Source organism: Variovorax monticola, from assembly GCF_051216855.1.
Lineage (GTDB): Bacteria > Pseudomonadota > Gammaproteobacteria > Burkholderiales > Burkholderiaceae_C > Variovorax.
The window spans coordinates 438,383-455,974 of record NZ_JBPJZP010000003.1; the positions used below are offsets into that span (position 1 = coordinate 438,383).

The following is a 17,592-nucleotide window of genomic DNA, read 5'->3' on the forward strand; positions in this document are numbered from 1 at the left end:
TCGCTCAACCCACCGACCTGGCGCGCCACGCCAGGGCAGCGGCATAGCCTGCAGGTGCCGTCAGCGCCATGGCCGCGAAACCCGCCCATGCGGACACGGTGGACGCGACCGCCAGCCCGCCGCCTGCCAGCGGGTGGATGCCCACGCACAGCAGGTGCTCGGGCACGCCGACGCCCACGGCCTTCAGCAAGGCCTCCTTGCCCACCCAGCGCTGATAGAGGGCGTGCAGCGGGTCGTGTGCGGCGCGCACTTCGCGCGACTCCTGCGCAGTGAAGGCCATCTCCAGAATGGCGTCGGTGTCGACGTCGTCGCGGCAGTGCTCGATGTCGATGCCCACGTCGCCCATCTTTCGCGCGTCGGCCACGACGATCAGCGCGTGGGCGCCCGAATGCGACACGTTGAACAGCGGCACGTCGCCGGCCGCATCGACGAAGGGCTTGCCATGCACGCCGGGCGACAGCGGCACCTCGGCGGCGGCGCACCCCATGCGACGGGCCAGCAACTTGCGCGTGGCGGCGCGGGTGGTGGCGAAGCGCACGCGGTCGGCGCGCCGGGCGAACCGGCAGGCGCGCTCGCGCTCGGCGGTTGTCAGCACGGCCCACTCGCCGGGGCCTTCGCGCGTCAGGTCGAAATCCAGGCGATGAACCTCGATGCCCGCCGGCAGCGCGTCATGCAACGGCATGAGGCGCATGCCGCCCTCCGGCCGCGGCAACCGCCTGAGGCTGCGCCAGGCGCCGCGCCAATGCATCGAGGAACGCGGCCTCATGCTGGCGCAGGAAGAAGTGGCCGCCGTCGAACCAGTCGAGCGTGAACGCGCCGGCCGCATGCGCCGACCAGGCCTCGATGCGCTGCGCGTCGATGTCGTCCTGGCGGCCCGCGAAGACGTGCAAGGGCATCGGCAAGGGCGCTTCGGCCGTGTACGTGAAACTCTCGCAGACGCGGTAGTCGACGCCCAGCGTGTCGAGGGTGATGCGCATCAGCTCGGCGCTGGCAAACACCTCGTCGGGCGTGCCGCCCTGCTTGCGCAGGTCGGCGGTGAGCGCGGCGTCGTCATGCGTGTTCGGCAGGCGGCCAGGGTCTCGCCGCGACGGCGCCGAGCTGCCCGAGGCGAGCAGCGCGCGCGGCAACGCCCGGCCCAGCGTGCGCAACCGCTGCGCGACACCGTAGGCCAGCAAGGCGCCCATGCTGTGGCCGAACAGCACGAAGCTGCCCTGCATGGCGTGCGCCTGCTCTGCGCAGATGCGCGCCACCTGCGCGTCGAAGTTGTCGACGAAGGGCTCGGCCATGCGCGCGCCCCGGCCCGGCAGCTCGACCGGCACGACCTCGGCCCAACGCGGCAGCAGACGCCGCCAGCGCAGGTACATCGATGCGCTGGCGCCCGCGCACGGCAGGCACAGCAGAGAGACCTTCGCCGGCACGTTCATCGGAGCGCGGCGGTGTCTGCAAGAGGCGCTGCGGTGTCTGCGCGGAGCGCCGCCTCTTCCTGCGCCGCCATCCAGTCGCGCAGCGACTTGGGGCGCATGTCGGTCCAGTTCTTTTCCACGTGGTCGAGCGCGGTCTTCTTGTCGCCCTTGACGCCGTCGACGGCCTTCCAGCCGCTGGGCACGGCCTTCCAGTGGGGCCAGATGGAGTATTGGTCTTCGTGGTTGACCAGGACGATGAAGGTTTCGTCTTCGCGGTCGAAGCAGCTGGTAGACATGGTGCGTGTCCTTGTGCGGTTGATCGGGGAAGCGCTCGCGCCACGGGCCGGCGGCCGGTGGCAGCGTTTGCTGCGCTTCTGATCAACATGACGGTTCAGGGGCGAATCTGTTCACTCCGGCACGCCGCATGCGGGAGGCGCACGACGTTGCAGGCGTTGGTGCGATGCAGATCAATCTGCCATCAGGTAGCGCACGGTGCCGATGGCTTCGTCGGCCTCTGCGATCAGCCGGTTCACCAGGCCGAGCGCACAGCCGAGCTGCACCGCGATGTCTCGCTGCGTGAGGCCCTCGAGGCGGTAGAGCTGGAACGCCAGGCGCGTTCGTTCCGGAAGCCGCGACAGCACCTGGTCGATCAGCCTGACGACCTGGCGGTCGCGCATCAGGCGGTCCGGCGAGGGCGGGCCGGGCACGTCCAGCGTCTCGATGTCCACGTCGAAGGTGCGGTAGGTGGCCTCGAGCGACTGTCGCCGGCAATGGTCGAGCGCAAGGTTGCGCACCACCTGGCAGCAGTAGCCCATGGGCTTGTCGACCTTGCGGTCGCAGGCGCCGTCGGCAATGCGCAGGTAGGCGTCCTGCACGACGTCGTCGGCCAGGTCTGCGGTGCGCACGATCCTGCGGGCCACGTGCATGAGCTGGGCCCGGTTGGCAACGAAGACATCGCCCAGCGACGACTCGGACAAAAGTGACAGCATCTTTGAACAACTCCAGATGAGGGGCGGGCAGAGACGAACTCATACATTCGGCTTTTCTGTCCGAATATTTAAATAAGAATCATTACTATTTGAAGACGGAGCACGTCGCAGATTTCCGATATGCCCTTATCCACATAGACGTTTGGCCGCACCAAACAGAGACACGCGAACCGGCATACCGGGGCCGCCCGGCCCACCCCTCTAGAATCTCGCCCCTTTGCCCGCTGCGCTCCCCGCCTCCTCATGAACATCGTCGTCAACGAAGAACTCAAAGCCTATATCGCCCCCCTGACGCCGGAGGAATACGAATCGCTGGAACGCAGCATCCTGGCCGAAGGCTGCCGCGATGCGCTGGTGCTGTGGGGCGACGTGCTGGTGGACGGCCACAACCGCTACGGCATCTGCCAGAAGCACGGGCTGCCGTTCCAGACGGTGCAGAACACGCGCTTCAGGTCGATCGACGACGTGCACCTCTGGATGATCGACCAGCACCTGGGCCGGCGCAGCATCTCGGACTTCCTGCGTGGCGTGCTCGCGCTGCGAAAGAAGGACATCGTCGACCAGCAGCGCTCTCGCACCGCAGCCGAACCGGTTGCTTCCAGCGACCCGAACGACCCTCCGTTCGACGTCGATACGCCCGCCGAAGACGCCGCCCCGGCCATGCCCCCGCCCGCGCCGCTGAGCAGCCGCGAAGCCATTGCGCGCGCGGCCGGCCTGAGCAGCAACCAGGTCGGCATGATCGAAAAGATCCAGAAGCAGGCCGCGCCAGAGCTGGTGGCGGCGGTGAAGTCGGGCGTGATCTCGATCAACACCGCGGCCGCGGTGGCCTCGCTGCCGGCCGACGAGCAGGTGTCGGCCGCGAACGCCGGCAAGGACGAACTGAAGCAGGCCGCCAAGCGCGTGCGGGATTCGAAGAAGAAGCCGCGCGAAGCGTCGACCGATGCAGGCCCCGACGAAGCGCAGGCCAAGCCCGACACCGTCTTGGCGCTCGAGCAGCGCGTGGCCGACCTCACGGCCGAAAACGCGACCCTGCGCGCAAAAGTGGCCGACCTGCAAGCGCAACTCGGCCACTGAAAACGCACTGCCCGCGCCGCGGCACGGGCAGGTGTTTGCCTCTTAAAGCTGGATTTCGCTGATCTTCGCGCCCGACAGCGACACGCCGGCCTCCAGGCCCACGTTGGTCATCACGAAGCCCACCACCGGCTGGCGCAGCGTGTTGGTGTCGATGCTGCCGTTGGCACCCAGGGTCGCGAGCGCCACCGTGGCGTCGGCACCGGCCGTCCAGCCCTTGCTGTTGCGAAACTTGTCCAGCGCCGCCTGCGTGGTGAACAGGTAGACCACCGCCTTCGACTGCGCACCTGCCTGGAACCCCACCGACCCTGCCGTGGTGCTGTAGTAGGACTGCGTGCGCCCGTTCACGCGCAAGGCACCACGGCCGTATTCCGCACCCACACCCAGGCTGCCGCCGATCACGGCTGGAAACACCAGCACGCCGCTCGAACGGGCAACCAGTTCGCGCGAACCCTTCACGGACTCGTACAGCTTCGACAGCGCGGCATCGGTCTGGGCGTCGATCGAGGCGCGGGACGACACGCTGCTGGACTGGTCCCCCGGGCGCGTGGTGGTGCAGCCCACAAAAGCCAAGCTGCAGGCCACCATGGCGGACGAAAGCGCAAACGTGCGGAGATTGATGGTTTTCATGGCGGAATCCTTTAGTAAAAACATAAATTGACGATGAAAAATCGATCTTTGTCTGCTTTCTTCAGCAGGTGCGTTCCATCGTAATTCCGCCGAAGCAGTGCTTTCGGGGCTTTGGGCATCGGCCTACGCGAAGTGGCGGCGTTGGCGAAAACGCGCTGCTGCCCGCGTTGGGGCGCTGCAAATTCGTCTGTAATCTAGTGTTTTTAATTGCAACAGATGTTATATTTTTACGTTACAAACAGTAATAAACCCTTGGTACTCACTTGATGCGCGCTTGGCGCTGACGAGTGAAAAACCAAAGCCACGGGAGCCTCAGTTGCAATCACGATGGCATTTGCGCCCCCTCTGCCTGCGTCGGGTTTCACGCGACACCGCTTGCCGCAGACCGCCGCACCGGGCATGACCACCGCCGTCCACCCCGTCGCGAAGGGTCAGCGCGCCCTGCTGAGCTTCAGTGTCGAGGGGCTGCCGCCCCGCGAAGAGCTGCTGTTCAAGTCGCTGGTTCGCCTGCTGGACCACCGAACCCATCAGCACTGGGCCTGGCGGGTCGACCAGGCCGATCTGCGGGTGGTAGGCCAGGACGCCCACACCGACCCCGACGCCCCGCTCCGCGCCGTGCCGGTGCTGGCCGTCGGCCAGGCCGATGCGCCGCGCAGCGGCCATTTCCTGGCGCTGCCGCTGCATGCCGAAGAGCTGGAAAAAACGCTCAACCGCCTGGGTGCCATGGTCGTTCACGCCCGCGGACTCGGCCTGGCCGCGGCCGAGGCAGAGCCCGCGGACGACGACGAATTCCGCCTGCTGCGCTGGCCACCGGCCGCCTTGCTCGAAACGCCCCACCGCGTCCGCCTGGCCACGCTCATGACCGGCCGACCGACGTCGCTGGGCGTGCTGCGCCAGCGCTCGGGCCTCGCGGCGCAAGACTGCCTCGCGTTCATCGCCGACCTGCGTCGCAGCGGCCTGCTCGAGAACGTCCGCGAGGCGGCACGGGCTGTTCAGCACGCTGCCGATGGCCCGCAGCCCGAGGCCACGGCGCCCGCCGCCCCGCCGGTGCGGGACCCCGTTCAACCCGGCCTGCTGGCCCGCATCCGCAGCCGGCTCGGCCTGCTGCCGGCAGGGCACCGATGACCGTCGAACACAAGATCCTCTTCACCGGCACCATGGGCGCCGGCAAGACCACCGCCATCGGTGCGGTGAGCGAGATACCGCCGGTCAGCACCGATGTGCGCAACACCGACACCTCGGTCGCAAAGGCCACCACGACCGTGGGCCTGGACTACGGCGAACTCACGCTCGACAACGGCGAAAAACTGCGCCTGTACGGCACGCCCGGACAAATGCGTTTCGACTTCATGTGGCGCATCCTGGCGCGCGGCGCGCTCGGCGTGGTGGTGCTGATCGACAACAGCCGCCCCGACCCGCTGGCCGACCTGGACGTCTACCTCGACGGCTTTGCCGAACTCATCGCGCAGACCGCCTGCGTGGTGGCGGTCGGGCGCATGGAGGCGCATCCGCAGCCGGACATCGACGCCTACGCCCGGCGCATGCAGGCCAAGGGCATGGTCTGCCCGGTGCTCGCGGCCAACGTGACGGACCCGCGGCAAGTCGTTCAGTTGCTGGAACTGCTGCTGCTCCAGCTCGAGGCCTGAACCCCTCCCCTTTCAATCCAGGCAGCCATGAACATCTCTCCCCAAGTCAAGCTCGCCGCCGAATCCGCCATCGACACGCTGATGCGCGAGATCAAGGGCGTGAAGGCGGTGGTCATCTCGACCGAAGACGGCCTGGAGCTGGCCGCGCGCGTCGAGAACACGGCCCAGGTCTCGCGGCTCTCGGCCATTGCCAGTTCGCTCGCCGCGCTGGGCGCTGTGGCCGGCGAGGAAAGCGACCTGGGCCACTGCGACAACGTGACCATCGAGGCCACCCACGGCCACATCCTGATGCTGCAGGCGCGCCACCCCGAGGTGACGCTGATCGTGAGCGTGGTCGCGAGCAAGGAAGCCATCATCGGCCAGGTCCTCTACTTCGCGAAGCAGGCCACGCTGTCGCTGCAGCAGGCCTGAGACGGCGCACGGTTCGACACCGGCACCCGCCCACCCTTCGCCCGGGTGGCTGCCGACTTTCAGGGGCGAGGAACTACGAAAGGTTTCGATGGCAAACATCAAGCAAGCGATGGACGACCTGATGACCTGCGACGGCGCCATGTGCGCCGCGCTGGTCGACTCGGGCAGCGGCATGATCCTGGGCCAGATAGGCTCGGGCGTGGACCTCGAGGTGGCGGCCGCGGGCAACACCGAGGTGGTGCGCGCCAAGATGCGCACCATGCGCGACCTGGGCCTGAACGACGTCATCGAAGACATCCTCATCACGCTGGGCAAGCAGTACCACATCATCCGCCCGATGCACAAGAAGGAAGGCCTGTTCGTCTACCTCGTGCTGGACAAGGCCAAGTCGAACCTGGCCATGGCGCGCCGAAAGGCGATGGACGTCGAGCAGAACCTGGCGGTCTGACAGGTACCCCTGGCCAGCGGCGGTTCAGCCCTGGCCGCCGCGCGAGGGCATCAGCGTGTTCGACGGCAGCGTCTCGTCGAGCAGCTTGCGCGCCGTCTCGATGCCCGCCACCGGCAGCAGCTTCGCATCGAGCAGCCCGACCTGCACCAGCACGCTGGCCTGGTCCCAGTAGATGTGCTCGTGGTAGAGCTTGTCGCCGCGGAACTTGATGACTGCGAGCAGCGGCACTTCCACGCGCTTGCCCGTGGGCGCCACGCCCGGCAGCATCCACGGGATCTCGGTGGTGTGAGTGAAGCTGAACAGCATCTCGTCGACCACCTGCGTGGCGCCCACCGTGCGCGAGATCGGCACCAGCGCGGTGTCGGGCGGGTTGCTGTTGACGAAGTGGTTCGTATAGAACGCGTGCAGGTCCCTGTAGCCCACGCCGCCGGTCATGGTGGGGATGTGGTTGACGTAGGGCTCGGCCACCATGGTGCCCATGGTGTCGTCGACGTTGCGGGTGCCGAACTCGTATTCGCAGTGCTTGTCCCACAGCGCCGACAGGTCGTGGTACGGGCCGATGGCGCCCTTCAGCGTGGCGATGCTGCGCTCGTGCGCCATCAGCGCCGAGGGCTTGTGGAAGTGCTCGCCGCCGGTGCGTGCAAAGGCGTGGTCCATGCCGGGGTACACGTACAGCGACACCCCCGGGCGGCCCTTGAGCGTGGCGACGATGCGCTCGCGTGCCTCGCTCGGGCAGAACTTGTCGAGCTCGGCGACGTGCAGCGTCAGCGGGCACTTGATCTTGTCGGCCTCGTCCAGCGCGGCGTCGATGCCCACGCCGTAGTAGCCGACCGCGGCGTCCGCGTCGGTGCGGCAGGCGGCCAGGTAGGCCAGCTTGCCGCCGAGACAGAAGCCGAGCACGCCGACTTTCTTTTCAGGCACTTCGGCGCGGGCGCGCAGCACATCGATGGCGCTCTGCATGTCCTGCATGCCCCTGGCTTCGTCGAAGCCGCCGTAGAGCGCGAAGGCGCGCTGCCAGTCGGCTTCGCTGTAGCCGAGCTCCACGCCGGCCTGCTGGCGCCAGAACAGGTCGGGCACCAGCACCACGTAGCCTTCTTCGGCGTAGTAGTCGGCCACCTCGCGCATGGTGTGGTTCACGCCGAAGATTTCCTGCGCAATCACCAGTCCAGGGCCGCTGCCGCCGGCGGGCAAGGCGAGGTAGCCACTGAAACTGCCGCTGCCGTCCGCGGCTTCGATGAGGATGCGCTGTCCGTGGGCCGATGTCTTTTGCTGCATGGGGTGTTCTCCGGTCGATGGATTGAAACTGCGCGTCCGCGTTCTCACCGGGCGCATTCCGGGTGCCGTGTCGTCACCTGGTAGCAGCCCGAGTGAAAGACCAGCGGTTCGCCGTCGAAGCGGTCGTAGCGCTCGACCTCTCCGATGAAGATCAGGTGGTCGCCGCCATCGTACTGCTTCACGTTGCGGCACACGAACCGCGCGATGGCCCCGTTCAGCAGCGGCACGCCGGCCGCGCCGTCGCAGCAGTCCACGCCGTCGAACTTGTCGGGCTGCGGTGTGGCGAACTGGCGCGACAGGTGGTGCTGGTGCGCCGCCAGCACGTTGATCGCGAAGTGGCTCGCACCGGTGAAGTCTGCCGCGCTGGGCGCGTGGCGCGCAAGGCTCCACAGCACCAGCGGCGGCTCCAGCGAGACCGACGAGAACGAGTTGGCCGTCATGCCCACGCGCCGGCCGTCGGGGGCGCGCGTGGTGACGACCGTGACGCCGGTGCTGAACCGGCCCAGCGCCTTGCGGAAATCCTGCCGGTCGAAGCGCTCGGGCTCGGCCATGGCCATGCTGCGCGTCATGCGGCCTCGGCCCAGGTCTCGATGTAGCGGTCGGCCTCGACGGGGTCGGCGAACCACGGGAAGAAGGTGCGCGGGTCGTCGAAGCCGTTGGCAATGGCGCTGGCCAGCGGCGGCACCGCGCCCGCCGTGCCCAGCAGCTTGAGCATGTGCGCCGGGGGCGGCATGAGCAGCATGTTGGTCCACTGCGTGACCCATTGCGAATAGCCGAACCAGTAGCGGTCGAAGGTCTGCTGCATCCATGCGGTGTCGCCCTCGCCCTCGCCGCGCGCGACGATGCTCTGGAGGTACACGTCGGCGCACTTGGCCGCGTTGTTCGAGCCCTGGCCGGTGATGGGGTCGTTGAGCACCACCACGTCGGCCAGCCCCAGCACCTTGCGGCCCGACGGCAGCGTGGCCACGGGCTTGCGCACTGTCGGTGCGAAGCGCCCCGCAAGGATGCCGTTCTCGTCGGTGAGCGCGATGTCGCGGCAGCGCTCGGCCTCCCACGGCACGAAGGTGTCGAGCACCCACTTGCTGCGCGCCAGATACTCCTGCGGTGTCTTCACGTCGGCCCAGCAATCCATCGGACCGCCGGGCACGCCTTCGAACACCATGATCTCGCAAGGGCCCGAGGTGGTCAGCGCGGGAAACACGAAGTACTCGCCCACGCCGGGAATCAGGTTGAAGCTCACGCGCGAGAAAGGCTCGGCGGGCTTCATGCCCTTCACGTAGGTGAGCGCGAGCGCGCGCTGCGGCGCGTCGAAGCGCGACTTGTGCGCATCGCGCTCGAAGAGCTTCGAGATCTCGCCCTTGCCGCTCGCCACCAGCACGAGGTCGTGGCTGAGGGTGCAGGCCTCCAGCTCGTCGATGCCCGCGTCCTTGAACACCAGCTCGCCGCCCTTGCGCTGGAACTCGGCCATCCACGCCGGGATCTTCACGCGCTGGTCGACCGACTGCGCGCTCGAATGCAGCCGCGCCGCCCAGTCGATGGCCTTGGCGCCCTTCTGCTCGGGGTGCGGCACGGCCAGGCCGATGCCGTCCACCGTGGGGCATTCCTTCGCCCAATGGTCCAGCCCCAGGTCGCACTCGATCTGCAGCGCGGTGTGGAACATGCACTGGCTCGACATCACCTTGCCGCGGCGGATGTCTTCGCCCGTGCGGTTGCTGAATATCGTGACCTCGTAGCCCGCGCCCAGCAGTCCGAGTCCCAGTTGCAGGCCCGACTGGCCCGCGCCGACGATAGCGATACGTTTCATTGCCTTGCTCCTTTTGATCAGTCCATCAGTTGGGGAATGGCCGGTACGGCCTGCTCGGGACCCATGGCGGAGTAGCCGCCGTCCACCGCGTAGTCGGCGCCGGTCACGAAGCTCGCGTGGTCCGAGCACAGGAACAGCACCACCTGCGCCACCTCGTCCGGGTCGCCGACGCGCCCCAGCAGATGAAAGGGCGCGGCCACGCGGTCGGTCTTGGCGCGGTCGCCGCCGCTGAGCCGGTCCATCACGGCCGACCACGTCCAGCCCGGCGAGACGCTGTTCACGCGAATGCGGTCTGGGGCGAGGTCCATCGCCATGTTGCGCGTGAGCTGCGCCATGGCGGCCTTGCTGACCGGGTAGAGCCAGCGCCCCGTCTGCGCCACGCGCGACGAGATGCTCGTGAAATTGACCACCGCACCGCCGCCCGCGGCCACCATGTGCGGATGCACCGCCTGCAGCATGGCCACGGCGCTCGCGACGTTCACGTTGAACGAGCTGAGCCAGTCGGCGCGCGGCGACTTGAAGCCGTCGTCCACGTACGAGCAGGCGAGGTTCACCAGGAAGTGCACGCCGCCGTGGTGCTGCACCGCCTGCGCCACGCAGGCCTCGACCTGCGCGTCGTCGGTGATGTCGGTGCGCACGAAGCGCACGCCGGCGCCAAGGGCATCGGCGAGCGCCTGGCCGTTGGCCTCGTCGATGTCGGCCACGACAACCTTCACGCCGGCCGCGTGCAAGGCCCGCACCACGCCGGTGCCTATCAACGTGGCGCCGCCCGTGACGATGGCGCTCCTGCCTTCGAGTCCCTTGAACATGAGCTTGGCTCTCCTGGGTAGTGAACAGTGGGCTGCAGGCCGGGGCGGCCTGTGGGACGTACGGTAGGCGTGCAGGGGCGGCTGCCGCATCCCGCAAGCGCAGGCGATGTCCCTGCCGCGCAGGTTTTTGGCGAGGGGCGATCCGAATTGTGGGCAGGGATGGTTTTTGCTACGGTGAACCCGACCCACCGTCCGCCATGGAAACCGCTGCCACCATCTCAGGGCTGCCACTGCAGCGCTACCGCCTGTTCGAGAGCCACGACATGGACGAGGCGCGCGAGAGCGTGGCCCGCGTGTTCTGCCCGCACGGCCTGACCATGCTGCAGCCCCGCAGCGAACTCGACGCCTGCCACCACAGCGCACAGCTGCACAGGGACGTGAGCCTCAACTACGTGCAGTACGGCCCCGGCGTGCAGATCGACCCGGGCTACCTGCAGGACTTCTTCCTGTTGCAGATTCCGTTGCGCGGCGGCGCCAGCATCCGCTGCGGCGGCCAGCAGGTCGACGCCTCGTCCCGCCTGGCCTCGCTGCCCTCGCCCACCGAGCCGCTGTCGATGCGCTGGGCCGACGACAGCCCGCACCTCATCGTGCGGCTCGCACGTTCGGCGCTGCTCTCGCGGCTCGAATCGCTGCTGCAGGCGCCCGTGAAGCAGGCGCTGGTGTTCGAGCTGGGCGTGCCGCTCGACAACCCGGCGCTCGCACCGCTGGTGCACTTCATCGACTGCCTGCGGCTCACGCTCGACGCAGGGAATGCGCTGCACGCCGGCGGCCGCCTCGCTGAGCATGCCGAGGAATACCTGATGTCGAGCCTGCTGATGTCGGCGGGCCACAACCATTCGCGCGCGCTCGCGGGCGACACGCAGCGCAAGCTGCTGCCACGCGTGGTGCGCAAGGCGCAGGAGTACATGGCCGCGCACGCCGAGCAGCCGCTGTCGCTGGCCGACGTCTGCGGCGAGGTCGGGTGCAGTGCGCGCGCGCTGCAACTCGCATTTCGTCAGCACGCAGGCGAGGGGCCGATGGAATTCCTGCGCGAGCTGCGGCTGGACCGTGTGCGCGAAGAACTGAAGGCCTCGGCGCACGTGCCAGGCACGGGGGTGCGCGAAGTGGCGCAGAAATACGGCTTTCTGCACCTGGGGCACTTCGCGGCGCAGTACCGCGCACGCTTCGGCGAACGGCCTTCCGAGACACGCGAACGCCTGGTGCCAGGCGCCTGACCGGTCGCGACGGCGAGCGCGGCCGCCATTGCAGTAACACGGCCTCGGCAAAGCCCCGCATCAGCGGGTGACGGCCTACAACCGCCGCCGCAGCCCGATGACCCCACGCATTGGCCGCCCACGTAAGCTGAGCTACAACCACTCAGTAATCCCCGCAACCTGAACCCGAGGAGCGTACCCATGGCAGCCAATGCAAAAGTCACCGGAGATGTCGAATACAGAGCCGGTGACGGCCCCCTGATCCTCATTCCGCAAGGCCCGATCGAAGTGCAACTCGCGCCCGACAGCGCCGTGTTGAGCTGGGGCGATGCCGGCAACATCCAGACGACGGCCATCCCCATTTCGGAATACCAGCGCTATCTTGGCGAAGGCGCGATCCAGCCCGACTGAGGCGGCGCCTCGCGCAAGTCGCGCAAGTGCTGCGCCCATGAAAAAACGGCCCGAAAGGGCCGTTTTCATTGGGTGCATGCGCGGCCACGGGGGCCGCGGCGCATCGCTTACTTCTTCTTGGCAGCGGCCTTCTTGGCGGGTGCTGCTGCCTTCTTGGCAGGCACGGCCTTCTTGGCAGCCGGCTTGGCGGCCGGCTTCGCGACCACGGCCTTGTCGGCCTTGCGCTTGGCAGCCTTCGGGTCGACGGCGGCCTTGAAGGCGGCGCCCGGCACGAACTTCGGCACCTTCTGCGCGGCGATCTTGATCTTGGTACCGGCGCTGGGGTTGAAGCCCGAACGTGCGGCACGCGCGACTTGCTTGAAAGTGCCGAAGCCGACGATCTGCACGGGGTCACCCTTCTTCACTGCGGCAACGATCGAGCCGGTGATGGTCTCGAGGATGCGAGCGGCTTCTGCCTTGCTGACGTTGTGGGCGATTGCGATTTTTTCGACGAGTTCGATGCGGTTCAACTGAGTTCCTAATAGGTTTAATTTCGCCATGTTGCCTATGGCGGCGCAGCACGAATACAAGCTGCAAGCGGGGCGGAGTTTATTCGACTGCGAGAAGGCCTATGTAACGCAGCCACTTAAAGTGGTATCGATGAAGCATTCAGCGGGTGTTTCGTGGGCGTTTTCGGACACATGGCAAGGAGGGAAAGCTCCTTTGCACGCGGGGCCTTCGTGCGCGGTTCGTCTCGTCGGCGGTGCTTCGAGGGCATCGCCACAAGCATCGAGTTAAGGCGCCAACCAAAGTAGGCAAATGAATCGCGGACCGCCCGCGCCTCATCCAACGGCGGCCGCATTAATACGGCTGCTTGCGGACATGACGGTCAAAAGAAAATCAGGAGGATGCGTTGCCGATCGTCGCGATCGCCAACAGCCGATTCCGAAAAGACAAAAGGGTTAGCAGACGAATCTGCTAACCCTTGTCGGAACTGGCGGAGCGGACGGGACTCGAACCCGCGACCCCCGGCGTGACAGGCCGGTATTCTAACCAACTGAACTACCACTCCTGGTAGACAACTTTCACTCGTTTTACCGAGCCAAGTGTTGCCACTTGTGCCTGAATCACTTGCGTGAAACTGGCGACCCTACGGGGATTCGAACCCCGGTAGCCACCGTGAAAGGGTGGTGTCCTAGGCCTCTAGACGATAGGGTCAAAACCTTAGGAACCGTGCTGAGATCAGCACTTATCTTCTTCTCTCGACACTTTATGGTGGAGGTAAACGGGATCGAACCGATGACCTCTTGCATGCCATGCAAGCGCTCTCCCAGCTGAGCTATACCCCCTGTGGGTGTCGAGCCTCGAATTATAGCCCGCTTATCAGGCCTTTTTCAATCTTTCGATAACTTTTTCTTTGGAAAAAATCTCGAGGACTGCATCGAGGGACGGTGTCTGCGATGTTCCCATCACAAGCACACGTACTGGCATCGCAAGCATCGGCATTTTCATGCTGTGCGCTGCGAGCACTTCCTTGATCATAACTGCGATCGAGGCCTTATCCCAGGTCGCCGTCATCAATTTTTCTGTCAATGTTGCAATCGCAGGCTTAACGGCCTCGGTGATGTGCTGTGCGCGGTCGGCTTCGGACACCGTGATGTCTGCGTAGAACGATGCGGCCCAGTCGGCGATGGCCACGGTGGTGTCGCAACGGTCCTTGAAGAGCGTGCAAATCGCAGGCAGGCGCTCATCGGCCACGATGCCGCGCTTTTGCAGCTGCGCAGCCACCAGCGGCGCAAGCTCGTCGCCGCTCTTTGCCTTGATGTACTGCGCATTGACCCACGCCAGCTTTGCCGCGTCCCATTGCGCTGGGCTCTTAGAGAGGTGCGTGCCGTCGAACCAGCTCACCATCTGCTCGCGTGTGAAGAGCTCGTCGTCGCCGTGGCTCCAGCCCAGGCGCGCGAGGTAGTTCAGCATCGCTTCGGGCAGGTAGCCGTTTTCTTCGTAGGCAGTGACGCTCACGGCCCCGCGGCGCTTGGACAGCTTTTGTCCGTCGTCGCCAAGGATCACCGGCACATGGCCGAACTCGGGCAACGGCGCACCGAGCGCGCGGAAGATGTTGATCTGCCAGGGCGTGTTGTTGATGTGCTCGTCGCCGCGGAACACGTGCGTGATGTTCATGTCCCAGTCGTCGACCACCACTGCGAAGTTGTAGGTCGGCACACCGTCGGGCCGCAGGATGATGAGGTCGTCGATCTCGCGGTTGTTGATGGTGATCTCGCCCTTGACGAGGTCGTTCCACGTCACGTCGCCTTCGGGCGGATTGCAGAAGCGCACCACCGGCGGCACGCCTTCGGGCACGGGCGGCAGCACCTTGCCCGGCTGGGGGCGCCAGCGGCGGTCGTACAGGGTCTTCTCGCCGCGCTCGCGTTGCGCTTCGCGCATGGCGTCGAGCTCGGCGGGTGTGCAATAGCAGTGGTAGGCCGTGCCTGCCGCGAGCATCTGCGCAATCACTTCGCGGTAGCGCTCCAGGCGCTGCATCTGGTAGATCGGGCCTTCGTCGTAGTCCAGGCCGAGCCAGTGCATCGACGCCAGGATCTGGTCGGTCGAATCCTGCGTGGAGCGGGCCACGTCGGTGTCTTCGATGCGCAGCACGAACTCGCCGCCGTAGTGGCGTGCATAGGCCCACGAATAAAGCGCGGTGCGGGCCGTGCCCAGGTGGAGAAAACCGGTGGGTGACGGTGCGATGCGGGTTCTAACTTTGCCGGTCATGGGGTCGATTCAGGAATTCAGGGTGCTCAGGCCACGCGCGAGGTCGGCCGTGATGTCGTCGATGTACTCGAGGCCGACCGCGAAACGGATCAGCCCCTGGCCGATGCCCGCAGCCTGGCGCTGCGCTTCGGTGAGCCGCCCGTGCGACGTGGTGCCGGGGTGCGTGATGATGGACTTGGTGTCGCCGAGGTTGGTGGCGATGCTGACCACGCGCGTGCTGTTGATCACGTGGAAGGCATTGGCGCGCGCCGTCTCCGGGTCGTTGCCGACCACGTCGAAAGACACCACCGCCCCGCCCTGCCCCGACTGCTGGCGCATGGCCAGTTCGTGCTGCGGGTGCGAAGCCAGGCCCGGGTAGTGCACGCGTGCCACGCCGGGCTGCGTCTCCAGCCATTTCGCCACAGCCAGCGCATTCGCGCATTGGGCCTGCATGCGGATGCCCAGCGTTTCCATGCCCTTGAGCACGACCCATGCATTGAACGGCGACAGCGCCATGCCGGCGGTGCGCACCACGGGGCCGAACACGTCGACGATGAGCTTGGCCGGCCCGCAGATCGCGCCGGCCATCACGCGGCCCTGGCCGTCGAGGTACTTGGTGCCCGAATGAATGACGAGGTCGGCACCCAGTTCGGTGGGGCGCTGCAGGATCGGCGTGCAGAAGCAGTTGTCGACCGCCAGCAGCGCGCCCGCGCCATGCGCCAGGTCGGCCAGCGCCCGGATGTCGCACACCTCGGTGAGCGGATTGGTCGGCGTTTCGGCGAACAGCAGCCTGGTGTTGGGCTTCAGCGCGGCCTTCCATTCGGCCACGTCGGTCTGCGACACGAAAGTGGTCTCCACGCCGAACTTGGCGAACTCCTTGCCGAACAGGTTCAGCGTGGAGCCGAAGACCGAGCGCGAGCAGATCACGTGGTCGCCGGCCTTCAGCAGGCCCATGCACATCATGAGGATCGCGCCCATGCCGGTCGAGGCGCCGATGGCGGCCTCGGTGCCTTCGAGCGCCGCCAGGCGCTGCTCGAAGCTCGCCACCGTGGGGTTGGACGTGCGCGAATACGTGAAGCCCGCCTCGGTGCCCGCAAAGCGGCGCGCCGAGGTTTCGGCGTCGGGCTGCACGAAGCCGCTCGTGAGGAACAGCGCTTCGGAATGCTCACCGTACTGGCTGGGCGCCAGCCCGCTGCGCAGCGCGAGCGTGTCGCGGTGCAGGCCGGGCGGCAGGGTTCGTTCGTCGGTCACGTCGACATCACTCGCTGAAGTTGGGCAGCGCGAGGCGCGAAGAGTCTTCTTCGGTCTCTTCGATGCGGGGACGGTTGCCGTTCATGCGCGAGATGGCTTCGGTGTCGATGTCGCCGGTCACGTACACGCCGTCGAAGCAAGAGGCGTCGAAGCCGTCGAGCTTCGGGTTGAGCGAGCCGATGGCGCGCTTCATGGCGTCGACGTCCTGGTAGATCAGCGCGTCGCAACCGATCAGCTGGCGAATTTCTTCGATGGTGCGGTCGTGCGCCACCAGTTCGCCCTTGGTCGGCATGTCGATGCCGTAGACGTTGGGGTAGCGCACCGGCGGCGCGGCGCTGGCCAGGTAGACCTTGCGGGCGCCGGCGTCGCGCGCCATCTGCACGATTTCCTGGCTGGTGGTGCCGCGCACGATCGAGTCGTCGACCAGGAGCACGTTGCGGCCCTTGAACTCGCTGGCAATCACGTTGAGCTTCTGGCGCACCGATTTCTTGCGCACGCCCTGCCCCGGCATGATGAAGGTGCGGCCCACGTAGCGGTTCTTCACGAAGCCTTCGCGGTACGGCACGCCCAGCAGGTGCGCGAGTTGCGTGGCGCTCGGGCGGCTCGACTCGGGGATGGGAATGATCACATCGATCTGGTTCGGCGGCACGGTGGACACCACGCGCTTGGCCAGTGTTTCGCCCAGGTTCAGGCGCGCCTGGTAGACCGAGATGCCGTCGAGCACCGAGTCGGGCCGCGCGAGGTACACGAACTCGAAGATGCAGGGGTTGAGCGACGGCGATTCGGCGCACTGCATCGAATGCACCTTGCCCTCGAGGTCGATGAACACCGCCTCGCCCGGCGCGATGTCGCGCTCGAACACATGGCCCGAGCCTTCGAGCGCGACCGATTCGCTGGCCACCATCACGTTGCCGTCGGCGCTGCGCCCCATGCACAGCGGGCGAATGCCGTACGGGTCGCGAAAGGCGAGCAGGCCGTGGCCGGCGATCAGCGACACCACGGCGTACGAGCCGCGCAGGCGCTTGTACATGTTCTTGACCGCAGCGAACACCTCGGCCGGGTGCAGCGGCACGCCGCGCGAGGAGCGCTCCAGTTCGTGCGCCAGCACGTTGAGCAGCACTTCGGAGTCGCTCTCGGTGTTGGTGTGGCGGTGGTCGGTGGAGAACAGCTCCGCGCGCAGGCTGTGCGCGTTGGTCAGGTTGCCGTTGTGCACCAGCACGATGCCGAAGGGCGCGTTCACGTAGAAGGGCTGCGCCTCTTCCTCGCTGTACGCATTGCCGGCGGTCGGGTAGCGGACCTGGCCCAGTCCCACGTTGCCCGGCAAGCCGCGCATGTTGCGCGTGCGGAACACGTCGCGCACCATGCCCTTGGCCTTGTGCATGAAGAACTTGCGCTCGAGCAAGGTGACGATGCCAGCCGCATCCTGGCCGCGATGCTGCAGCAGCAGCAGTGCGTCATAGAGCAGTTGGTTGACGGGTGCGTTGCTGACAACGCCGACGATTCCACACATGAACGATTCCT

At 66.6% G+C, this 17,592-nt stretch carries 20 protein-coding genes and 3 tRNA genes; 7 read left to right on the plus strand and 16 right to left on the minus strand.

Going from position 1 to position 17,592, the window contains the following annotated elements:
* Window positions 1-4: 4 nt before the first annotated feature.
* The 4 genes from ACSFA5_RS13165 to ACSFA5_RS13180 all read right to left on the minus strand — a co-directional run bounded on the left by ACSFA5_RS13165 (window position 5) and on the right by ACSFA5_RS13180 (window position 2,392).
* The gene (locus tag ACSFA5_RS13165; protein WP_435444484.1) at window positions 5-691 is read right to left on the minus strand and encodes a 4'-phosphopantetheinyl transferase family protein; all 687 of its coding nucleotides are present in this window, start codon (window positions 689-691) and stop codon (window positions 5-7) included.
* Window positions 669-1,418, minus strand: a complete 750-nt coding sequence (locus ACSFA5_RS13170; protein WP_435444758.1) for a thioesterase II family protein — start codon at window positions 1,416-1,418, stop codon at window positions 669-671. Before ACSFA5_RS13170 ends, ACSFA5_RS13165 begins: the two co-directional genes overlap by 23 nt.
* A gap of 2 nt (window positions 1,419-1,420) precedes the next feature.
* Entirely contained in the window at window positions 1,421-1,699 is a 279-nt protein-coding gene (locus tag ACSFA5_RS13175; RefSeq protein ID WP_435444485.1) for an MbtH family protein, read from the minus strand.
* Between the two features lie 171 nt (window positions 1,700-1,870).
* Complete coding sequence (locus tag ACSFA5_RS13180; protein WP_435444486.1) at window positions 1,871-2,392, minus strand: sigma-70 family RNA polymerase sigma factor; 522 nt, start codon at window positions 2,390-2,392, stop codon at window positions 1,871-1,873.
* A 243-nt stretch (window positions 2,393-2,635) separates the two neighbouring features.
* On the opposite strand from ACSFA5_RS13180, the gene ACSFA5_RS13185 reads away from it, so the two are divergent.
* A complete protein-coding gene (locus ACSFA5_RS13185; protein ID WP_435444487.1) occupies window positions 2,636-3,466 on the plus strand; it encodes a plasmid replication/partition related protein in 831 nt (276 codons plus the stop codon).
* Between the two features lie 42 nt (window positions 3,467-3,508).
* On the opposite strand, the gene ACSFA5_RS13190 is transcribed toward ACSFA5_RS13185, so the two are convergent.
* Entirely contained in the window at window positions 3,509-4,093 is a 585-nt protein-coding gene (locus ACSFA5_RS13190) for a BPSL1445 family SYLF domain-containing lipoprotein (RefSeq protein ID WP_435444488.1), read from the minus strand.
* A gap of 327 nt (window positions 4,094-4,420) precedes the next feature.
* Between ACSFA5_RS13190 and ACSFA5_RS13195 the strand changes: the two genes are divergently transcribed.
* From ACSFA5_RS13195 to ACSFA5_RS13210, 4 genes are all read left to right on the plus strand, one after another.
* Window positions 4,421-5,218, plus strand: coding sequence for a hypothetical protein (locus tag ACSFA5_RS13195; protein ID WP_435444489.1), 798 nt, complete (start codon window positions 4,421-4,423; stop codon window positions 5,216-5,218).
* Window positions 5,215-5,739, plus strand: a complete 525-nt coding sequence (locus ACSFA5_RS13200; RefSeq protein WP_435444490.1) for a GTP-binding protein — start codon at window positions 5,215-5,217, stop codon at window positions 5,737-5,739. Before ACSFA5_RS13195 ends, ACSFA5_RS13200 begins: the two co-directional genes overlap by 4 nt.
* 27 nt (window positions 5,740-5,766) lie before the next feature.
* Window positions 5,767-6,150, plus strand: a complete 384-nt coding sequence (locus ACSFA5_RS13205; protein WP_435444491.1) for a roadblock/LC7 domain-containing protein — start codon at window positions 5,767-5,769, stop codon at window positions 6,148-6,150.
* Between the two features lie 88 nt (window positions 6,151-6,238).
* A complete protein-coding gene (locus tag ACSFA5_RS13210) occupies window positions 6,239-6,598 on the plus strand; it encodes a hypothetical protein (RefSeq protein WP_435444492.1) in 360 nt (119 codons plus the stop codon).
* 24 nt (window positions 6,599-6,622) lie between these two features.
* Here the strand turns inward: ACSFA5_RS13210 and ACSFA5_RS13215 are convergent, their stop codons facing one another.
* From ACSFA5_RS13215 to ACSFA5_RS13230, 4 genes are read right to left on the minus strand one after another with little or no spacing between them, the layout of a single operon-like run.
* Complete coding sequence (locus ACSFA5_RS13215) at window positions 6,623-7,873, minus strand: dienelactone hydrolase family protein (protein WP_435444493.1); 1,251 nt, start codon at window positions 7,871-7,873, stop codon at window positions 6,623-6,625.
* A gap of 44 nt (window positions 7,874-7,917) precedes the next feature.
* Window positions 7,918-8,442 (minus strand): flavin reductase family protein, encoded by a 525-nt coding sequence (locus tag ACSFA5_RS13220; protein WP_435444494.1) that lies wholly within the window; start codon window positions 8,440-8,442, stop codon window positions 7,918-7,920.
* Window positions 8,439-9,677 (minus strand): styrene monooxygenase/indole monooxygenase family protein, encoded by a 1,239-nt coding sequence (locus ACSFA5_RS13225; RefSeq protein ID WP_435444495.1) that lies wholly within the window; start codon window positions 9,675-9,677, stop codon window positions 8,439-8,441. The genes ACSFA5_RS13220 and ACSFA5_RS13225 overlap by 4 nt, the downstream gene beginning before the upstream one ends.
* A 17-nt stretch (window positions 9,678-9,694) precedes the next feature.
* A complete protein-coding gene (locus tag ACSFA5_RS13230; RefSeq protein WP_435444496.1) occupies window positions 9,695-10,486 on the minus strand; it encodes an SDR family oxidoreductase in 792 nt (263 codons plus the stop codon).
* A gap of 197 nt (window positions 10,487-10,683) precedes the next feature.
* On the opposite strand from ACSFA5_RS13230, the gene ACSFA5_RS13235 reads away from it, so the two are divergent.
* Window positions 10,684-11,700, plus strand: a complete 1,017-nt coding sequence (locus ACSFA5_RS13235; RefSeq protein ID WP_435444497.1) for an AraC family transcriptional regulator — start codon at window positions 10,684-10,686, stop codon at window positions 11,698-11,700.
* Window positions 11,701-11,880: 180 nt separating this feature from the next.
* The gene (locus ACSFA5_RS13240) at window positions 11,881-12,090 is read left to right on the plus strand and encodes a hypothetical protein (protein WP_435444498.1); all 210 of its coding nucleotides are present in this window, start codon (window positions 11,881-11,883) and stop codon (window positions 12,088-12,090) included.
* Between the two features lie 107 nt (window positions 12,091-12,197).
* Here ACSFA5_RS13240 and ACSFA5_RS13245 read toward each other — a convergent pair whose 3' ends face one another.
* The 7 genes from ACSFA5_RS13245 to purF form a co-directional block, all read right to left on the minus strand.
* A complete protein-coding gene (locus ACSFA5_RS13245; RefSeq protein WP_435444759.1) occupies window positions 12,198-12,599 on the minus strand; it encodes an HU family DNA-binding protein in 402 nt (133 codons plus the stop codon).
* Between the two features lie 465 nt (window positions 12,600-13,064).
* Window positions 13,065-13,141 (minus strand) — tRNA-Asp (locus ACSFA5_RS13250).
* Between the two features lie 70 nt (window positions 13,142-13,211).
* Window positions 13,212-13,287, minus strand: a tRNA-Glu gene (locus tag ACSFA5_RS13255).
* Between the two features lie 55 nt (window positions 13,288-13,342).
* Window positions 13,343-13,418 (minus strand) — tRNA-Ala (locus ACSFA5_RS13260).
* Window positions 13,419-13,452: 34 nt separating this feature from the next.
* Window positions 13,453-14,841 (minus strand): glutamate--tRNA ligase, encoded by a 1,389-nt coding sequence (gene gltX, locus ACSFA5_RS13265; RefSeq protein ID WP_435444499.1) that lies wholly within the window; start codon window positions 14,839-14,841, stop codon window positions 13,453-13,455.
* A gap of 9 nt (window positions 14,842-14,850) precedes the next feature.
* Window positions 14,851-16,071, minus strand: coding sequence for an O-succinylhomoserine sulfhydrylase (locus ACSFA5_RS13270; RefSeq protein WP_435444500.1), 1,221 nt, complete (start codon window positions 16,069-16,071; stop codon window positions 14,851-14,853).
* A 7-nt stretch (window positions 16,072-16,078) separates the two neighbouring features.
* On the minus strand, window positions 16,079-17,581 hold the full coding sequence (purF, locus tag ACSFA5_RS13275; RefSeq protein WP_435444501.1) for an amidophosphoribosyltransferase: 1,503 nt from the start codon (window positions 17,579-17,581) through the stop codon (window positions 16,079-16,081).
* Window positions 17,582-17,592 lie beyond the last annotated feature (11 nt).

Excerpts from the sequence above, each read along its gene's own strand:
- gltX (WP_435444499.1), bottom strand. The coding sequence starts at position 14,841 with ATGACCGGCAAAGTTAGAACCCGCATCGCACCGTCACCCACCGGTTTT.
- ACSFA5_RS13185 (WP_435444487.1), top strand. The coding sequence starts at position 2,636 with ATGAACATCGTCGTCAACGAAGAACTCAAAGCCTATATCGCCCCCCTG.
- ACSFA5_RS13210 (WP_435444492.1), top strand. The coding sequence starts at position 6,239 with ATGGCAAACATCAAGCAAGCGATGGACGACCTGATGACCTGCGACGGC.
- ACSFA5_RS13215 (WP_435444493.1), bottom strand. The coding sequence starts at position 7,873 with ATGCAGCAAAAGACATCGGCCCACGGACAGCGCATCCTCATCGAAGCC.
- ACSFA5_RS13165 (WP_435444484.1), bottom strand. The coding sequence starts at position 691 with ATGCGCCTCATGCCGTTGCATGACGCGCTGCCGGCGGGCATCGAGGTT.
- ACSFA5_RS13225 (WP_435444495.1), bottom strand. The coding sequence starts at position 9,677 with ATGAAACGTATCGCTATCGTCGGCGCGGGCCAGTCGGGCCTGCAACTG.
- ACSFA5_RS13230 (WP_435444496.1), bottom strand. The coding sequence starts at position 10,486 with ATGTTCAAGGGACTCGAAGGCAGGAGCGCCATCGTCACGGGCGGCGCC.
- ACSFA5_RS13200 (WP_435444490.1), top strand. The coding sequence starts at position 5,215 with ATGACCGTCGAACACAAGATCCTCTTCACCGGCACCATGGGCGCCGGC.
- ACSFA5_RS13220 (WP_435444494.1), bottom strand. The coding sequence starts at position 8,442 with ATGACGCGCAGCATGGCCATGGCCGAGCCCGAGCGCTTCGACCGGCAG.
- ACSFA5_RS13175 (WP_435444485.1), bottom strand. The coding sequence starts at position 1,699 with ATGTCTACCAGCTGCTTCGACCGCGAAGACGAAACCTTCATCGTCCTG.
- ACSFA5_RS13190 (WP_435444488.1), bottom strand. The coding sequence starts at position 4,093 with ATGAAAACCATCAATCTCCGCACGTTTGCGCTTTCGTCCGCCATGGTG.
- ACSFA5_RS13240 (WP_435444498.1), top strand. The coding sequence starts at position 11,881 with ATGGCAGCCAATGCAAAAGTCACCGGAGATGTCGAATACAGAGCCGGT.
- ACSFA5_RS13235 (WP_435444497.1), top strand. The coding sequence starts at position 10,684 with ATGGAAACCGCTGCCACCATCTCAGGGCTGCCACTGCAGCGCTACCGC.
- ACSFA5_RS13205 (WP_435444491.1), top strand. The coding sequence starts at position 5,767 with ATGAACATCTCTCCCCAAGTCAAGCTCGCCGCCGAATCCGCCATCGAC.
- ACSFA5_RS13180 (WP_435444486.1), bottom strand. The coding sequence starts at position 2,392 with ATGCTGTCACTTTTGTCCGAGTCGTCGCTGGGCGATGTCTTCGTTGCC.
- ACSFA5_RS13195 (WP_435444489.1), top strand. The coding sequence starts at position 4,421 with ATGGCATTTGCGCCCCCTCTGCCTGCGTCGGGTTTCACGCGACACCGC.
- purF (WP_435444501.1), bottom strand. The coding sequence starts at position 17,581 with ATGTGTGGAATCGTCGGCGTTGTCAGCAACGCACCCGTCAACCAACTG.